The following is a 17508-nucleotide window of genomic DNA, read 5'->3' on the forward strand; positions in this document are numbered from 1 at the left end:
TATATCATAATTAGTCAAAAGCATCACAGAATATTTTCAAATATAATAGATATGTCCTCACCTTCTTTCGAGCGTAAAGTCACTTCATCTGTACTTTGGGATAATACACTTCCTCCAATAACTCTTATCAGTTTCTTTTCTTCATATTTTACACACACAGTTGAAGCCGACGCAACTTTAATCATCAGCAGGTTATTTTCCAGTTGTATATCGTCCAATCGTCCTGTAGATGAAATGACAGATATTTTTTCACCCTTATTACCAATAAAAAAGGCGCTTACCGTATCATCCGGTTTATTGAAATGGAAGTCCATGCTGACACTTCCATGGTCGCTTGTATAAGGATAATTTAAGATGCCGAGCAATTGTGAACGATTCAAAGCTAATTTATAATGGAATCTTACTTTTGATCCACTGAATCCGACAACTTGCCCGAAAGCATGCATGGAATCCACTTGGGTATATATCTCCGGGGATGCTCCTACATTAGCATTATAATCGATCATTGTACCGTGTATATAGGGTCTTATCCGTTTAGCCTTTGCTAATGTTTTGCCAATACCAATCCTTTCTTCAGGGGTTAGCAGGCTCAAATCTCCCCAAAAGCCATGTCCAGCAATTAACGTGTTATTTATATTATAACATTGTGCACGATATGGCGCCACATCATGCGGGTAAACCGCATAAGTAAATAATTCTTTAGGAAAAAGATATCCGTAATTATTAATAACCGTACGCATAGATTTAGTTCGGAAAGTAGAATAGTCACCATAAGCAGATGCACCGTTATTGACAAAAAAGAATATTCCCTCCTGCAAAGGCATTAATCCAATCATACATCGCTCTGGTTCTGTGAGATCCACTTCTATAACTACATCTTTATTGTATTCCCGTAACTCTTTCATAATACGGGTTACATAAAAAGGAAAAAGGTAATTATATCTTTCTATCCTTTCTTTTTTTGTATGGCTATTATCACCATGCTCGAGACCGGACAAAGAACTATTGAAAGTGTTCATTGCATCCCATTTAAAAAAACGAATACCTTGATCAATCAGTTTTTTACAATCTTCGAGAAATAATTCTGAAAAAGGTCCTACAATATCAAATACCGGCCTTCCCCATTGTGCTACAATAGGAACTCCGTCTGATCGGCGGATAATCCACTCGGGATATTGTCGGTATCTTTCAAAAAGACTGTCTATTGCCATCGGAGATAACCAAATTCCTGGTATCATATTATGATCTTTCATCCGGTTAACAAACGGAGTCAATTTATTAGGAAAGCGTTTTTGATTTGGAGTCCATACTCCAAGCGCTTCTTCCCATCCGTCGTCAAGAACAAAAAGCTCGATATTCATCAAGGCTGCATAATCAATTTCCTGGAGTATCCGTTCCTCAGTAAGGCTCCCTCTTAAATCATGTCCTTTCTTATTCAGCTCTCTTTGCATTGCCCAGGTATTGTAATAAAAATGAGATTCCCGGGATTTAGGATGCTCTGTTATTTGACTGAAAAGATAATTGTGTATCAATGGTTCAATCTTTTCATCCTTTCCGATAAAACTAAAACTATTCCATACGGTTTCATAATAAGAATCATACGGTATTTTTTCATTATCGAAATAACCTCCTCTTATTAGTTCCGTAGCTATTGTCCGGGTATTTCCGATTTGATTATAATGATGAGCTATAAACCAGAAATTTTCATCTTTTATTTCTGTCTCGTCGCCCTCTACTCCCTGACTAGCATCAATATCTCCCTTTTTCATAGAGGTAACTGCCGACAACCGAAAACTTTTTGCTTCATCTTGTGACGCATGTTCGTATGTTGACATTACTTTATGGTTTCCCGTACAAGTAACAGAGAAAGGACCTTTCAGGAAAAGTTCATCATTATCCGTCAGCGTATGATTTCTGACAGAGGGATAAAACGTATGATTCCACTGTTGGAAATTGGCTATTTGTATTTCCTGTATGGATCCTTCCATGTTATTATTGAGAGATAACCTTGGATAAATAAAATGCAATTTCCCTCCCCTTTTATTCAACTGGAAATTAGCTCCTTGGGTCGATTTCAGTTGTATCTTTTCTCTGGTAAGTGTTGAGTTCCGAAAATATTGTCGGTATAATTCTATTTTCAATCCTTTGTAAGAGCCCTTACCTTCAAAATAAAAAACATACTCCAGACCTTGATTAACCATACTTCTTTCTGTGTATTTAATAAATTTCCATACTGGCATAGATGAAGTTACAGTTTTTTCATTAATCTGAAACTCAAAGTAAGGAAGTGCATTTTCAGCAATCAATTCTTTTCGGGTTTTCTTATCGAAAACAGATTGGATGGAGATCGTATTATTTTTAAAAGATAATACCTGTTGCATCTCTGAATTTTCAAAGATAAATTCCTTCCCAACCATGTGTCCGCTGGCCTGCATATTATTATCAAAAAATAAAAATAAAATGACCAATAAAAAGAGGTTCTTAAGTTTCATTTAATTTGTTATGGTATTGGGAGGTGTATCAAAAGTCTATTTGTTTTATCCCAAGGGGAACTTTTGATACACCTCAATGATTTTTTTACTTAGGCGTAATCTGATAATCATTTTGTTTCAATTCCGGATTTACGTCAACCTGTTTCTGAGGAATCGGGGTAGTGAGATTTGTTTCATTGAGTTTAAACCCTTTACTCGTCATCACTTCTATCGCTCGACCGGTACGGATTAAATCAAACCATCTGTGACCTTCGAAAGCAAGTTCCACACGACGTTCGTGCTCTACGGACAGAAAGAATTCATTTTTATCCGAAGTTTTAATATCTACAGGAGAAGTTTCGGTTGTCTGATAACCGAAACCTCTACGGCGTACCTGATTTAAAAAATCGCATGCCTGCATTGTTTTTCCATTTTGATTCAATGCTTCGGCATACATTAAAAGGACATCGGCATAGCGAATCACCGGGAAATTGTTATTACTGTCTCCACCCTGATAAGGAACGTCGAAGTATTTCTTCACATAACGAGATTCTACCCATTTACCGTCTTTACGCGAGTCGTTATAGCCCAGTGCCATGGAAAAGTCTCGTCTCAGATCACCCTCTTCGTAAGCGTTATACATGTCCATTTCCGGAATGTTGTTTCCTCCGGTTCCTCCAACCTGAACGACATTAGTTCCTGAATTGAAAGGAGCAAAGGCGTTCGGAAAATTACTTCCTTCTCCGTATCCACCTTTCTTGAACTGAACTTCAAAAACAGCTTCTTTGCTGTTATGATTATCCGCATGGAATACACTGGCATAACCCGCATTGTTCAACGAGCCTGCTTCATTCTCTAAAAGAGCATATACTTTACTGTTTATCACTTCTGCCAATTTAGCTTCAGCTTCCGGATATTTATTCAGTGTCAGATATACTTTGCCTAATAAAGCTTTGGCAGCTCCTGAAGTAGCCCGCCCAACATTCGCGTCTTCCTTGTAAGAATCAGGTAGTGCTTCCGCTTCTTTCAGGTCAGTAATGATCTGTTCGTATACTTTTTCTTTCGGATCTCTCACATATTTATATGACTCATCGATACTGATCTCATGCAAAACCAATGGGACATCTCCATATACACGAACAAGATTAAAGTAAGTCAATGCCCGGAGAAATTTACATTCCAGTTTGTACCGGTCACTCAGCGTTTTATCTATATCTATATCATCAATACGATCTAAAACCGTATTGACACGATTAATACCGGTATAACTCATATTCCAGAAATCGGCAATATATGGATTCGTGGTACGGATATAAAATTTATCGAATTCGTCCTGGTCGACTACGGAACCGGAAAGTAAATTGTGTGTGTTGTCCGATGGAATCTCCGTAAAAACATACCAGTTGCCATATTGGCTGCCTTCTTGAAGCGTAGCGTACGCGCCATTGACAGCCATCGTAAATTGTTCCGCTGTTTGATAAAATTGTTCCGCTCCTAATTCATTTTTCGGTTTTAAATCCAGAAAATCACTACAGGATGTAAGGCTTAAGCACAAGCCCAATACGGCTATTTTATATTTTGCTTTCATATTTATTATTCTGTTTTAAGTGTTAACAATTAGAAAGTAACATTCACGCCTATCGTAAAAGTACGGTTCAACGGATACATTCCATAGTCGGTACCCGGAGCCAGTGAACTGTCCTGTTTATGGCTTGTTTCCGGGTTGAATCCACTGTAACCAGTGAATGTCGCCAGATTTTGGATAGACATGTATACCCGGGCATTCTGCATGGCACATTTTTGAGCGAGGATATTAGGCAGAGTATAACCCAGTGTCAAGTTATTGATCCGAATAAAAGAAGCATCTTCCACCCAACGGGTTGAAACAGCATTATTTTGTCCTGTAGTCAAAGCATTCGCACGTGGAGTTTTGCCATCTCCCGGATTCTCTTCAGACTGCCATCTGTTGAGCACTTCACGCATCTGGTTCATATTTCCTTCTAACTGTGTAAAAAATCGCTTTCCTAAGAACATCACATCCCGACCATGAACTCCTTGTAACGCTATACTAAGGTCAAAATTCTTATATGTTAACTGATTGGTCATCCCCCAGGAGAATTTAGGTTCGTTGTTACCGATAATGGTACGGTCGTCGGCATCAATTTTTCCATCGTTGTTTATATCTGCATATTTAGCATCACCCACATGCGAGTCAGCCAGACGGGGACTGTTATCTAGATCAGCCTGATTCATATAAACTCCTATTTGTTTGTAGCCATAGAAATTTCCCATCGGTTCACCGATCATTGTGATGTGTGTTGTTCCAGCGCCACCGTCACTTTGTATCGGGTCACCAGCCGGCCCGAGTTCTATCACCTTATTGCGATTCATAGACATATTCAGACTTGTAGTCCAACTGAAGTCTTTTTTCATTACATTGACAGAGTTAATCGTAAGTTCAATTCCCTTATTGTTTACTTTACCGATATTGCGCCAGGCTTTGGAGAAGCCGGTGATTGTTGGAATATCTACATTGAGTAACAGGTCAGTTGTTTTACGTTTATACAAATCCAACATAAACGACAAACGGTTTTCAAATACGGAAAGTTCAAATCCCAAGTCATATTGCAGAGTCTTTTCCCAAGTCAAAGCATGATTGGAAAAACTATTTTGTGCCGATCCTGTGACAACATTCCCCGTACCAGAACCAAATACATAATTTTCATTACTCATCGTTCCGATCGAGCCATAATTGTCCGACATGCTGTTATTTCCAGTTAAACCAACACTCGTCCGTATTTTCATATCGCTAATCCACGGGATATTTTTCATGAAATCTTCCTGCGAAATTCTCCATGCTACCGATCCCGACGGGAAATAACCGTAACGGTTGTCTTTTCCGAAGCGGGAAGAACCATCAGAACGGATCGAAGCCGTCAGATAGTATTTATTGTTATAGCGGTAATTCACACGGGCCAGATAAGAAATCAGTGACCATTCATTCATATCGGAAGAACCACTTTTTACTTTTGCATTATTCAAGGTACGGATAATATCATCCGGAAAATCCGAACCTTCCACTTTGCTCTGATTGTAAGTGTTCTTCTGGAAGGTAATTCCGGCTACAGCATCGATTTCATGGGATCCGAAAGATGTGAAATAGCTCAATGTATTTTCGTTCAACCAGTTAAATACCTCTTTATTTTCAGTATTACCTTTTCTGTCGGTTGAAGGAAGTGGAGCTACCGTTCCACCCTTAGGAACGTTAGATGGACGGAAAAATTTACTTCTATAATCCATCATGTCGGCACCTATCGTTGTTTTAAATTTCAGATTTTTCAAAATAGAAATTTCAGCAAAGATATTTCCGAAAAAACGGAGATTAGCCCGCTTGTTTTCAATATCTTTTGCTAAAGCTACAGCATTGGGAACACCTGTCAGTCCGTCGCCAGCCACAGCATATTCAGCTTGTGAAGACCAACTTCCATCCGGATTGTAAACAGGCATGATGGCAGAGGTTGCCAATGCCGGGATAATTACTCCGTCATTCGTCCAATGTCCTTCGTTTACCCGGTTTTGATTGATATAAGTTGGAGCCAGGTTAATTCCAGCTTTCAACCATTTGTTAAATTTACTTTCTATTTTCGCACGGGCTGAAAAACGTTCGTAATCACTTCCTACGATGATTCCTTCCTGGTTGAAATATCCGGCAGAAAACATATATTTTGTTTTCTCATCTCCACCGCTAACAGAAACCTGATAGTTCTGGATAGGTGCTGTCCTAAAAATTTCATCCTGCCAGTCTGTTCCTTTACCGATGGTTGCCATAAATTCCGGATCATCGTATATGGCCGGATATCGATACCTATTACCAGAAGGACGCATTTCTAACGGATCATTAGGAGATGCACCCGGAACACGATCTACATAATTATTGTTGAAAGCTTCTCTACTAAATGCTACGAACTCCTCAGCATTCAGCATATCCATTTTTTTAGTGACATTCTGAAAACCATAATATACATCCAAGTTTATACTCACTTTTCCTGTTTTACCGGACTTGGTGGTAACCAACACAACCCCGTTTGCCGCACGCGAACCGTAAATAGCAGCTGCAGAGGCATCCTTCAGTACCTCTATAGATTCGATATCATTCGGATTGACAGAGTTCAGGTTTTGTTCGCCTAAAGGGAAACCGTCGACTACATATAACGGGGAACTGGAAGCTGAGATTGAACCCGCTCCACGCACACGGATAGTGGCAGCTTGTCCTGGAGACCCACCTACCTGCTGAACCTGCACACCGGCTAGTTGTCCGGCCATGGCTTGTGTTGGGTGTGACACCTTTAGATCTTTCATCGAACCGGCTGATATTTGGCCTACGGAACCTGTTAAGTCCTTTTTCTTAACAACCCCATAACCAATAACTACTACTTCATCCAGAGTTTCCGAATCTTCTCTCATTATTATATTTAAATGAGTCTGATTAGCGATTTTAATTTCTTGAGTAAGATAACCGATATAGGAAATCTGCAGAACAGCGTTCTCGCGCACACCTGTTATAATGAACTTACCATCTTGATCTGTAATGCATCCGTTAGTAATGCCTTTTTCGACTATGTTCGCTCCGATAATCGGTTCACCTTTTTCATCGGTGACTATACCGGTAATTTTTTTAGCCAATTGCTGACTTATCCCACTTTGTCGGGAAAGGTCATCCCGTTTGGTAAGTGTAATATTCTTACCAACTAATTTGTATTCCACATTGGTTCCTGTAAATATTTTATTAAGGATTTCAAATACAGGCTCATTATCAGCATTCAGGGAGATATGCCGGTTTACACTGACCTCGTTTCTGTCATATACGAACAGATACTCGGTTTGTTTCTCTATTTCATAAATGATTTCCCGGAGGGAAAGGTTGTCGGCATGTATAGACACCTTTACATTTTGTGAATTGGCTTCTGCCGCAAAAAGGGTACAAACACATGCAAACAAGGCAATAATAGTGATTTTCATAATACGAAATATATGTTTAATTTCGGATATAGATTGTTTACACAAAATATAATTCATAATTTTGTATGTAATAACGTTAGTACTTCGATTAATTATTCAAGGTCGGGAGTCTAACCCTTAACCGGTAAGTGTTGGAGCACTTGCCGGTTTTTTATTTACTTTTTATGTCTGTATCATAGGCTATTAGTATTAAAAGGTTTGACAATAAAATCTATATAAGATTCAAGATTTCTAGGAACTAGATTGTTAACTTAATTAATAATGATCAGATTTTCTTCTTCATCTTTCTTATATGTAAAATGATGGGTAAGTTGCAAAACATCCAAAATATGGTATAAACCGTCTCTTGTCCGGAACTTAGCAGTAGAATGTAGTTTGTTTTGCACAATAGATTTATTATTTACCCGAATGTTCACATCAAAATATAATTCCAACTTTTTTAATACCTCCATCAAAGACTCGTCAAAATAGAGAACTCCTTCACGCCAAAGAAAATAGTCGATGTGCTGCATAGGGACAACAGATAGCTTATTATTTGTCAATACCGCCCGACTATCAGGTGTTAAAGAAAGTACCCGATTTGCAGTAAGATCGGTAATCTCGACTTTTCCTGTTAACAAAGCTGTTTCAAAATCTTTTGATTGTTTGTAAGCCCTTACATTAAAAGAAGTTCCTAACGCCTTAATATCATAGTTGGGGGTAGATACAATAAATGGTTTATCTTTATTTGCTTTTACTTCAAAAAAACCTTCCCCATTGAGACTAACTTTCCGTTTCCCATTAGCGAAACGGGTAGGAAAATTCAAAGTACTACCGGCATTCAACCAAACCAGAGAACCATCGGCTAAAATAAGTTGTGCATTTTGTCCAGCCGGAACATGTATGGTTTGCATAACAACATCTTCCTCTTCTGTATCTACGAATGGCGAACTTATCCAATAATGTAAAGCAAATCCTAAAATAAAGATTGCAGCTATTTCTATTGCTTTCTGCCAGATATTCCTTGGTTTTATCTTCTTATGGAAAAGCATTGTAATAACTTCAGGTGCCTCATGCCAGAAACTCATCTCATATAAACGGCATAGCTGCTGATAATGTTTCATATTCGCTTCATCGGCATCCAGCCATTCTGTAATCAAACGAGATTGTTCATCGGTTGTACGCCCTTCGAAATATAATTGTAGTAACTTATCATCCATATTCTCTCTCCTTTATATATAAGACGATAGCCAGGAGAAGTTCACTAGTAGGAAGTTTGCTTTTTTAATATAAAAACAAAAAATAAAATAGAGGCAAGTAATCTTTTAAGGAAACACGTAAGGCTTTCAATGCTTTTGCAATATGATAATCAACACCTTTCACGGTAATACCCAATGATTGGGCTATTTCTTTTCCGGACTTCTGTTCAAAACGACTCATTTTAAAAACGTTCCGTGTTTGTTCGGGAAGTTCTTCTAGAGTACGATTCAGGATCGTTTGTATTTCTACAGAGAAAATATCTTCCGGATTACATCCTTCAAGAGTTGATATACGAATAGCTAACTCTCGCTGTTGCCATTCTGCCATAGCTTCGAGTCCTTCTTTACGGCCAACCTGTGCTCTGAGGTAATCCTGGGATTTATGTTTGACTATTGTCAGCAACAAGACCAAAGGTTTCTCTACGGTCTCCTTCTTCATTGTTTCCCATAACTTAATAAGGGACTCTGTCGCTATATCTTCGGCGACCTGATCGTTTCGTACATACATCAAGGAGAAGCGGTAGACTTTCTTATAGTACTTTACGTATATGTCGTTAAACTGTTCGATCTGTGACATTGGATTACTAAGAGTCTGTTAAAAAATAGCTAAAATATAATTTAAAAAATGTTTCCGATCAACCCAATAGTTACTTTATTAAAAATAGCTATTAGGCTGACCGAAAACAGAGGGGCAATATATACAGAAAGTTTTGAATGTACAAACTAGAAAGCGTAAATATGATCTTCGGATGATTCGAAACAAAACAAACTTACAAAGACTTATTGATATTCAAATTCTCTTTTATATATTTACGCCATTAAACATTTATATGTATCAACCTTTTATTCGACATATTATTAAAGTCACATGGATATTACTAATAATAGCTACCATATCATGTAACAGAAGCCCTCAGGAGACCAAGCACAAAATTTTGGTTATCGAATCTTTTGAGCCTGAGTATTCCGGATATGATAAAAAAGAAGATAAAATTCACAAAGAGTTTAAGAAACACAATGTGCCTGCTGATATCCGCACATTTTACCTGGATTGCGATTCTTACCTGAATGCCGAAGAAAAAGTCAGGATGTATAATTTCCTTGATACAATATCTTTCTGGAATCCCGAACTGATCCTGGTTTACGATGACCAGGCTGCATATTCACTAATGGCATGCAAACATCCTCTAGCCACAAAAGTACCTATTGTTTTCGACGGAGTCAATTTTCCTAACTGGGCATTGTTAAAACAATATCCCAATATTACTGGCTTCTGGTATAAGCCAGAATATATGAAAACGGTTGAATTGGGAGAAACTATATTTGGCCCCATGTACTTCAATATATGGACAGATAATACATTTCTCGGAAAAAAAACAACGAGCGTTTTTTTAGATGAAGTCAAAAAAGCAGGCATTGAAAGAGTGAACAAACAATTATTTTCTATTGACAGAAATGGTGCATATACATTTACCTTGGACAGTATCACAACAATAAAAGATAAAAGCCTAATACTCAAAAAGCCTGATAAAACGATATTCAGACTACTCAATGCCCGTGAATCTACTTCCAGCGGTTTATTATGGTCACTTTCCGGATTATCCCGTTATACTATATTTATACAAAGCAAAAGAGATTTTGCCTCAAAGCGACTGGGGTTATTCGCTAACGGTCCTACTCTATCTGTGATCAATGAAGGGTTTGGATTGAAAGAAGGTATTCTCGGAGGCTATTTAACATTACCGGAAACACAAAATGCCATTTTACGAGCGGTATAAGTTACCGATCATTATTATTTGTATCCTGTCAGGCATCGCAATTCTCTTCCTTATATATTATCTGATATATCTTTACTTACGGGAAAATCGCAATAAGCAGATCGCTCAGGAAAATCTGAAAAAAGGAGAGCGTTTCCTGTCACTGGCATTAACCGGAGGTAAGGTATATGCATTCCAATTCAGAGATGATATATTTTCTTTCGATAAAGAATTCTATACCGATGCCGGAATAGAAGAAGCACCTCTCTCCACTGAAGGATTCAGGAATTGCATCCATCCTAATAACATAAAAAGTTTTAATGACGATGTTATAAACGCACGGGAAGGAAAAAAACAAAAAAACTTTTCACAAATACGCTGTAACTTTGATGGCAAAGGCTACCAATGGTGGGAATTTCGTTATACATACAACAAGCAAGAAGATATCTTTAATGGTCTTTGCCTGAACATACAGCAAAGTAAAGAAGCCGAGCAGGAACTGATCAATGCCCGTCAGAAATTACACATAGACGTCCCGGCAAAACCGATTATTATCGAAACAGATCCTCTCCGGTTGACACAAGTCATTACAAACTTCATCAACAATGCATCCAAATTCACACAAAAAGGATACATCAAAATAGGCTACACCTACGATATGGCAGAAGAGACAGTAGATATTTATGTTGAAGATACAGGTATAGGAATACCCAAAGAAAAACAACAGGCCGTATTTGAATGCTTCAATAAGCTGGATGAATTCGCACAAGGCACAGGGCTGGGGCTAGCTATCTGCCAGGTTATCATAAAGCGTTTCGGAGGAGAAATCAAGCTCCAGTCTGAAAAAGGAAAAGGCAGTCGCTTTACGATAGCGCTGCCTTTATAGATCTAATTATAAAAATCGAACAATTATTCTATCGAAAAAACATCCGCATCCTTCCATGCCGGGAATTTAGTACGTAATTCTTCCAGATCACTTTTTAACAAGGTACAAGTACGGGTTATTTCTTCCCGTTTACCGGCATCCGCCAGCTTCTTCCCTTTGGGAGAAAAGAGCATGGAATCACCCCGGTAAGTAATACCTTTTCCATCGATACCCACGCGGTTTACACCACAGACATAAGCCATATTTTCAATGGCCCGGGCAGGAAGAAGCGACTTCCAGACCTTTTTACGAGGTTCAGGCCAGTTTGCAACATAGATCAACAGGTCATATTCATTGTTTATATTACGGCTCCATACCGGGAAACGAAGGTCGTAGCAAACCTGTAAACAAATATTCCAGTCCTTATACCTTACGATCGTCCGTTTATTTCCTGCTGTGAAATGCTTATCTTCCCCAGCCATACGAAACAGATGCCGCTTGTCGTAATAAAATTCTTCCCCTTCGGGAGTGATAAAAAAAGCACGGTTGAAATAGTTTCCACCTTCCTTTACAATAAAACTACCGACAACTGCCAGGTTATACTTTTTAGCCCAACCTTTTATTGTCGGTATAGTCGGCCCGTCCATCATATCAGCCAATCTTTCCACATCCATGGAAAAACCGGTTGTAAATGTTTCCGGAAGAACGGCAATATCCGTCTTTCCACTCACACGCCGGAGCAACTCCCCATAGTAACCTAGATTCTCGTCTCTATCCTCCCAAATAATATGGGATTGGATCATACTGATACGTAAACTGTCTGCCATAATAGTAAATTAAACTTTTACGAAATTCTCCGGATGACAAGCTGTCACATCCCGATAATATTCGCGAATTGTGTGAATATCCTCTTCTGCATTCCCAGTCGGATAAAACAGTCCCTTAATTCCCGCCTCCTTCTTTGCATAATCGAAATAGGCGATCATAATAGGAACCTGTGCTTTCTCCGCTATATAATAAAAACCTTTTTTCCACTCCTCTGCTTTCTTCCGCGTTCCTTCCGGGGTAACGGCCAATTGGAAGATCTTACGTTTATTAAACACCTCAACCATCTGGTCGGTTACCGAAGTCCGTTGATGCCGGTCGACAGGTACCCCACCCAGCCACGAAAACAGCAAGTTGAATGGAAAAAAGAACCACTCCTTTTTGATAAGAAAACTGGCGTTACGCCCTGCCGCCGTATAAAATAACTTTCCGATAATAAAATCCCAGTTGCTGGTATGCGGGGCAACGCATATCACACACTTCGGCACATCTTCGCCCAGCGGTCCCATTTTCCATCCGGCCATGCGAAGAAGTGCCTTACTGATTGCTTTCTTCATTATTTACTTTTCTTTGCTTAGCGCTCCTATTTCGTCTGCAATGGCGTTTACTTCTGTTTGCAAATCGTTTCTGAGTTTACGATAATATTCTTTTACCAACGTTTTATTATCCTTTGCATCCGGAGTACCGGCACGACGGATAAATTCGTCCTGCATATCAAGTATTCTTGCCATCAGCACATCAGCCTTATCTTCTTCAATACCAGGAATGAAGAGTTTACATACCAATACTTCAGAAAATAATTCACCTACTACGTAGCTGATTTCTTTCTTTAAAATTCTTCTTTTAGCCATAATTTTCATATTAAAATATCTACAAATCTACAAAATCCTTTATTAAATAACTCATACACGGGGAAAAAAGATAAAAATAATGTATCTTTGCAGCTTCGAATTCTCTGATTATAAACAAAATCGTTTATGGATACAAAGATTACAACGCCAGATTATCTCTTTGAAAGCAGTTGGGAAGTCTGTAATAAGGTAGGAGGCATCTACACTGTTCTTTCAACAAAGGCGCATACACTGCAACAGATGTTTAACGATAAGGTGATCTTTATCGGACCTGATGTGTGGGGTAACACAAATGCCCCCGATTTTCTTGAAGATAACACGCTGTTTGCAGATTGGATACAACATGCAAAAACCATTGATAAACTAAGAATGAAGGTCGGCCGTTGGAATGTGCCGGGAACTCCTCCTGTCGTACTGGTCGACTTCAAACCTTTTTTCAGTGAGAGGGATGCGTTCTTTTATTCTATGTGGGAGAACTTCCGCGTAGATTCGATGCATGCTTACGGTGACTACGACGAGTCCTGTATTTTTGCTTATGCTGTAGGTAAAGTAATTGAAAGTTTTTACAACTTCTACAACCTTTCGGACAAGAAGGTCACAGCACTGTTCAACGAATGGATGCTTGGTATGGGAGCGCTTTACATAAAAAAGCAAATCCCTGCTATTGCCACTTTATTCACCACACATGCCACCTCCATAGGCCGTTCCATCGCAGGAAATAACAAAGCGCTGTATGCTTATATGGATGGATACAACGGCGACCAGATGGCGAAGGAGTTGAACATGGAAGCCAAACACTCGCTGGAAAAACAGGCTGCCCATCATGTGGATTGTTTTACTACCGTTAGTGACATCACAGCCTGCGAATGTAAACAATTACTGGATAAAGCTCCGGATATTGTTACCCCGAATGGCTTTGAACCGAATTTTGTTCCTGAAGGAAAAGAATATACAAAAAAACGTACGGAGGCCCGTCAAACATTGATAAATGTAGCTGAAAAGTTACTGGGCTGTTCCATCTCACCGGATGCATTACTGGTATCGACCAGTGGACGTTACGAATACCGGAATAAAGGTATCGACGTTTTTATCGAAGCAATGAACCGTGTCCGTAACTCCGGAGAATTGCAACGTGAAGTCGTGGCATTCATTATGGTTCCGGCCTGGGTTCGCGATGCTCGTGCAGACCTGAAGGAAGTCATTGAAAAGAATATCAAGACTACTTCTCCCCTACAAATGCCCTTTATTACCCATTGGATGAACCTGATGGACCAGGATAAGGTTTTAAATTATATTTCGCACGCCGGATTTACCAATCAGGCTATCGAAAAACTGAAAATAGTATTTGTACCCTGTTACCTGGATGGGCGCGACGGTATCTTCAACAAGCCATACTACGATCTGCTGATCGGTATGGATGCTACCGTTTATCCATCGTACTACGAACCCTGGGGATACACTCCACTGGAAAGTGTTGCTTTTGGCATACCGACAGTGACCACCAACCTGGCCGGATTCGGTCTTTGGGCGGAAAAAAGTGTCTCCGGCAAAAACATCAGCGACGGAGTGGCCGTTATCGACCGGACCGACTTCAATTATTTCGAGGTTGCCGATGCTATCACTGCTTCAATTCTCTCACTCGTGAAGAAAAACGAAAAAGAGGTTGAAGAAATACGTAAACGTTGTTTTGAACTTGCAAAGAAAGCAGAATGGAGCAAATTCATTGTTTATTATCAGATAGCCTTCAACGACGCATTAAAGGCTGCCGCTAAAAGAAACAGTTAAATATTGCTCATTATTAACAAGATAATCCTATCTTTGCAGCGGTTTTTACATCTTATTTAATGAAACATTTTTAAATCTCACAATAATGAAAATCAAAGCGAATAACGCAAACAGTCCGATCTGGAAGGACGTTTATTCACATTCGATGCTCCCAGAAGCACTCCAGCCCTTACACGAAATTGCTACCAATCTTTGGTGGGTATGGAATCATGACGGAGCTAAATTATTTGGAAAAATCGACAAAGACCTATGGGTTTCCACAGAAGGTAATCCGGTTCTTCTACTCCAAAGCTTATCATACAAACGTATTGAGGAGATTCAGGCAGACAAAGTTCTGATGGCTGAAATCCAGGAAGTTTATGCAAGCTTCAGAAAATATGTAGACGCTAAACCCGACGCAACAAAACCTTCTGTAGCCTATTTCAGTATGGAATATGGTCTGAGCAATATCCTGAAGATCTATTCAGGAGGTCTGGGTGTTCTAGCCGGCGACTATCTGAAAGAAGCCAGCGACAGTAATATCGACCTGACAGCTGTTGGTTTCCTGTATCGTTACGGATACTTCACCCAGTCACTGTCAATGGACGGACAGCAGATCGCAAACTACGAACCGCAAAACTTTAACACATTGCCTCTCACCCAGGTTATGCAGTCTAACGGCGAACCGATGGTATTGGAAGTTCCTTACCCAGGCAGAACCGTATATGCTCATATCTGGAAGGTAAGCGTGGGCCGTGTGCCTTTATACCTGATGGATACTGACATTCCTCAGAACAGCGAATGGGACCGCTCTATCACTCACCAGTTATATGGCGGCGACTGGGAAAACCGTATGAAACAGGAATACCTGTTAGGTATCGGTGGTATCATGATGCTCAACAAACTCGGTATCAAAAAGCAAATTTACCATTGTAACGAAGGCCATGCAGCATTGATAAATGCTCAACGTTTGGTAGACTTCATTCAGAACGACGGACTTACCTTTAACCAAGCATTAGAGGTTGTACGTGCATCTGCCCTTTATACAGTACATACGCCGGTTCCTGCCGGACACGACTATTTCGACGAAGGCCTGTTCGGTCGTTACATGGGTGAATTCCCCGGCAAGCTGGGTATCAGCTGGCAGGAATTTATCGATATGGGACGCGAAAACCCGGGTTCAAACGAAAAGTTCTCTATGAGTGTATTCGCTCTGAACACTTGCCAGGAAGCAAACGGCGTAAGCTGGTTGCACGGTAAAGTATCACAGAAGATGTTCGCTCCGGTATGGAAAGGTTATTTCCCTGATGAACTTCACGTTAGCTGGGTTACCAACGGTGTACACATGCCAACATGGGCCTCTACCGAATGGAAACGTTTCTTCCACGAACACTTTGACAAGAAGTTCTTCACCGACCAGTCAAACAAAAAATATTGGGAAGCTATTCAGAATGTCGGCGACGATGATATCTGGGATATCCGTAAGACATTAAAGAAGAAGCTGATCGAATATATCAAAGTTCAGTACAAACAGAACTGGCTGAAAAACCAGGGCGACCCATCAAAGGTAGTATCTGTTCTTGAGAAGATTAACCCGAACGCATTGTTGATCGGTTTCGGACGTCGTTTCGCGACTTACAAACGTGCTCACTTGCTGTTTACTGATCTTGACCGCTTGGCAAAGATCGTAAACAATGAAAAATATCCGATCCAGTTCGTATTTACAGGTAAAGCTCACCCAGCAGACGGTGGGGGCCAGGGATTAATCAAACATATCGTTGAAATCTCACGCCGTCCGGAATTCCTGGGTAAGATCATCTTCCTCGAAAACTATGACATGCGTCTGGCACGTCACCTGATCGCAGGTGTCGATGTTTGGTTGAACACTCCGACACGTCCGTTGGAAGCTTCCGGTACATCCGGCGAAAAAGCAGAAATGAACGGTGTATTGAACTTCTCAGTTCTTGACGGATGGTGGTATGAAGGTTATAAAGAAGGTGCTGGTTGGGCATTGACCGACAAGCGTACTTACGAAAACCAACAGTACCAGGATCAACTGGATGCTGCAACAATCTATCATATCCTGGAAACAGAGATCATCCCGACTTACTATGCTAAAAACAGTAAAGGATACTCTCCGGAATGGATCCAGTATATCAAAAATTCTATGTCACAGATCGCTCCTGACTATACCATGAAACGTATGTTGGACGATTATATTGACCGTTTCTATAATAAACTGGCTACCCGTTCGGCCCATCTGCGCGAAAACAGTTTTGCCGAAGCTAAAGCTATCGCAGCATGGAAAGAAGAAGTTGCCCAGCATTGGGATAGCTTCCAGGTAGATTCATTTACTTGTAGCCAAGACCTGGCTGTCGACAACCCTGTTGTTGGGAAGGAATATTCATTCAACCTGGTGATCGATCGTAAAGATCTTCAGGGAATGTTAGGTGCTGAAGTGGTTGTAACCAAAGAAAATTCAGAAAATCACCAACTTGAATTACTTTACACGAAACAGTTTGAGTTGAAGAAAGAAGAAGGATCTAAACTATTCTTCGAATTGAAAACAACTCCGAGTGAAGCTGGTATTCACAAGATGGGCTTCCGTATTTACCCTGTAAATAAAGAATTGCCTCATCGCATGGACTTCGCATACATTCGCTGGATCCAGTTATAAGAAATAATCCTATAACAGATATAAAAAGGATGTTCCGCTTT

The 17508-nt window shown here is 39.9% G+C and carries 11 protein-coding genes and 1 pseudogene; 4 read left to right on the plus strand and 8 right to left on the minus strand.

Annotated elements, in window-relative coordinates:
- Positions 1-23: 23 nt before the first annotated feature.
- From BQ7394_RS17385 to BQ7394_RS17405, 5 genes are all read right to left on the minus strand, one after another.
- The gene (locus BQ7394_RS17385; RefSeq protein WP_075558586.1) at positions 24-2492 is read right to left on the minus strand and encodes an alpha-galactosidase; all 2469 of its coding nucleotides are present in this window, start codon (positions 2490-2492) and stop codon (positions 24-26) included.
- An 85-nt stretch (positions 2493-2577) separates the two neighbouring features.
- Positions 2578-4059, minus strand: coding sequence for a RagB/SusD family nutrient uptake outer membrane protein (locus BQ7394_RS17390; RefSeq protein ID WP_075558587.1), 1482 nt, complete (start codon positions 4057-4059; stop codon positions 2578-2580).
- Between the two features lie 29 nt (positions 4060-4088).
- On the minus strand, positions 4089-7490 hold the full coding sequence (locus tag BQ7394_RS17395) for a TonB-dependent receptor (protein WP_075558588.1): 3402 nt from the start codon (positions 7488-7490) through the stop codon (positions 4089-4091).
- A gap of 251 nt (positions 7491-7741) precedes the next feature.
- Positions 7742-8689 (minus strand): FecR family protein, encoded by a 948-nt coding sequence (locus BQ7394_RS17400; RefSeq protein WP_075558589.1) that lies wholly within the window; start codon positions 8687-8689, stop codon positions 7742-7744.
- Between the two features lie 64 nt (positions 8690-8753).
- Entirely contained in the window at positions 8754-9305 is a 552-nt protein-coding gene (locus tag BQ7394_RS17405; RefSeq protein WP_075558590.1) for an RNA polymerase sigma-70 factor, read from the minus strand.
- Between the two features lie 172 nt (positions 9306-9477).
- Between BQ7394_RS17405 and BQ7394_RS17410 the strand changes: the two genes are divergently transcribed.
- Together BQ7394_RS17410 and BQ7394_RS26675 are read left to right on the plus strand one after the other, a co-directional pair.
- Positions 9478-10506 carry a hypothetical protein gene (locus BQ7394_RS17410; RefSeq protein WP_139317726.1) on the plus strand — a complete coding sequence of 343 codons (1029 nt, stop codon included), beginning with the start codon at positions 9478-9480 and terminating at the stop codon, positions 10504-10506.
- 496 nt (positions 10507-11002) lie between these two features.
- Positions 11003-11371 (plus strand): annotated as a pseudogene (locus tag BQ7394_RS26675) (sensor histidine kinase); the annotation flags it as partial.
- Between the two features lie 23 nt (positions 11372-11394).
- On the opposite strand, the gene BQ7394_RS17420 reads toward BQ7394_RS26675, so the two are convergent.
- From BQ7394_RS17420 to BQ7394_RS17430, 3 genes are read right to left on the minus strand one after another with little or no spacing between them, the layout of a single operon-like run.
- Positions 11395-12177, minus strand: a complete 783-nt coding sequence (locus BQ7394_RS17420; RefSeq protein ID WP_075558593.1) for an amidohydrolase — start codon at positions 12175-12177, stop codon at positions 11395-11397.
- 9 nt (positions 12178-12186) lie between these two features.
- Complete coding sequence (locus tag BQ7394_RS17425; protein ID WP_075558594.1) at positions 12187-12732, minus strand: lysophospholipid acyltransferase family protein; 546 nt, start codon at positions 12730-12732, stop codon at positions 12187-12189.
- Between the two features lie 3 nt (positions 12733-12735).
- Entirely contained in the window at positions 12736-13026 is a 291-nt protein-coding gene (locus BQ7394_RS17430; RefSeq protein ID WP_075560097.1) for a hypothetical protein, read from the minus strand.
- 126 nt (positions 13027-13152) lie between these two features.
- Here BQ7394_RS17430 and BQ7394_RS17435 point away from each other — a divergent pair, with 126 nt between their 5' ends.
- Together BQ7394_RS17435 and glgP are read left to right on the plus strand one after the other, a co-directional pair.
- On the plus strand, positions 13153-14811 hold the full coding sequence (locus BQ7394_RS17435; protein ID WP_075558595.1) for a glycosyltransferase: 1659 nt from the start codon (positions 13153-13155) through the stop codon (positions 14809-14811).
- A gap of 85 nt (positions 14812-14896) precedes the next feature.
- Positions 14897-17467, plus strand: coding sequence for an alpha-glucan family phosphorylase (gene glgP, locus BQ7394_RS17440; RefSeq protein WP_075558596.1), 2571 nt, complete (start codon positions 14897-14899; stop codon positions 17465-17467).
- Positions 17468-17508 lie beyond the last annotated feature (41 nt).

Origin of the sequence: Parabacteroides timonensis (genome assembly GCF_900128505.1) — a bacterium.
Classification (GTDB): domain Bacteria; phylum Bacteroidota; class Bacteroidia; order Bacteroidales; family Tannerellaceae; genus Parabacteroides; species Parabacteroides timonensis.